This is a genomic window from Clostridium sp. C8, from assembly GCF_001010885.1.
Classification (GTDB): Bacteria; Bacillota; Clostridia; order Clostridiales; family Clostridiaceae; genus Clostridium; species Clostridium sartagoforme.
In genome coordinates this window covers 1-1,630 of record NZ_LBMX01000114.1, presented here as the reverse complement: position 1 = coordinate 1,630, position 1,630 = coordinate 1, and the positions used below count along the sequence as shown (strand labels likewise).

The 1,630-nt window shown below is 28.4% G+C and carries 1 protein-coding gene; it reads right to left on the bottom strand.

Annotated elements, in window-relative coordinates; translation table 11 throughout:
- Positions 1 to 102 precede the first annotated feature (102 nt).
- On the bottom strand, positions 103 to 1,536 hold the full coding sequence (locus tag AAT22_RS18345) for an IS1182 family transposase (RefSeq protein ID WP_047002320.1): 1,434 nt from the start codon (positions 1,534 to 1,536) through the stop codon (positions 103 to 105).
- Between the last annotated feature and the right edge of the window lie 94 nt (positions 1,537 to 1,630).

Here is a 1,630-nt window from a genome sequence, read left to right as displayed (position 1 = left end):
GGATATGTTAATAGCTTCAAGGAAAAGTGAAAAGATAAAACTTAAAAATCCAATTATAAATATTATAATATTTATAATACAGTTTGTTGAAAAACCCCCTGTTTAAAAACAGAGGGTTTTTCTATATATTAATTGTGAATAAAATTTAAAATTGAAAATACCATAAAAATTAACAATATAATATAAAAATAGTGAAGATAGTTTTGTTGCTATCTTCTTCATATTCTGCACTGCTGCAGTTAACAGGCATTGCTCTGAAACTTTTTCGCGTCCGCGGAAGCGAGAATAGCGAAGCCCATGCAGATTTTTTGAATCTGCAAAGCTTCGCTCAACTGTTTCTTTCCTTCTATCGTAAATTCCTTTTCCTTTCTCAGTTCTAAGGAAATTCTTATTATCGTCCTTATGATTTTCCCAAACATGTCTTCTAATTATTTTATATTTAGCTTTATCTCCAAGACATTTATCTTTATGAGGACAACACATACATATTTCTTCAAAACATCTATATTCTTTATAGCCTTCGCGAGTCGTTGTTTTATATATTAATGCAACATTGTTTGGACAAATATATATATCTTTATCATAATCATATATGTACTTATTCTTTGTATACATTCCTTTTTTATGAGGAGAACGCCTATATGCTATAACTGGTATTATCTCTCTATCTGTTATTCCTTTAAAGATAGGATTTGTTGAATATCCTGCATCTAATCCAAGGTACTTAGGCTTTATATTAAAAGCTTCTTCAATTCTATCTATTCTTTTTAATATTGGTTCGCTATCGCTGACGTTACCAGGGGTAACATGCACATCCATAATTATATTATTTTTACTATCTACAGTTCTGTGATCTAGATAAAAGAATCCTTCTGGCTTATTATCTCTCATCATATAGCCACTATCTGGATCTGTAGTACTTTTCTTAATTTCCTTTGTTTCTTCTTTTTGTTTTCTTGGCTTTAAAGGCTTTTTATTATGATTTTCCCTATCCAAATTTACATCAATATCTAATTGTTCTATATATTCTTTAGGTGTTACTTGAACTTCAACTTTTTCTAACTTACGCTTATTAGCATTAGCTTTTATATGTGTTGAATCAGAGTAAAGAATTTTACCACCAACTAAGCCTTTATCCATAGCTTGAATAACTATATTATCGAAAATTTTTTGTGGAATATCAGTACCTTTAAATCTTCTAATTCTGTTTTGACTTATTGTAGATGCATCTGGAATTTTTTCCGTAATAGAATATCCTAAAAACCATCTATATGCTAAATTTACTTCTATATCTTTAACTAGTTGCCTTTCGGAGCGTATGCCATAAAGATATCCTATAAATAGCATTTTAAATAAAATTACAGGATCAACTGCTGGTCGACCATTTGTATGACAATACAAATCGCTAGTTAAATCTCTAATAAATAAAAAATCTATATATTTATCTATTTTTCTTAATAAATGGTCTTGCGGAACTAATTGTTCTAACATAACCACTTCCATTTCATTTTTTGCTTCTATTCTTTCGTTTATCATTTATAAAACCTCTATGTAATAAATTAATATATTTTTAATTATATTACATATTTGTATAAAATTAAAGACTGCTAATACTTTGTCAGCAGTCTGA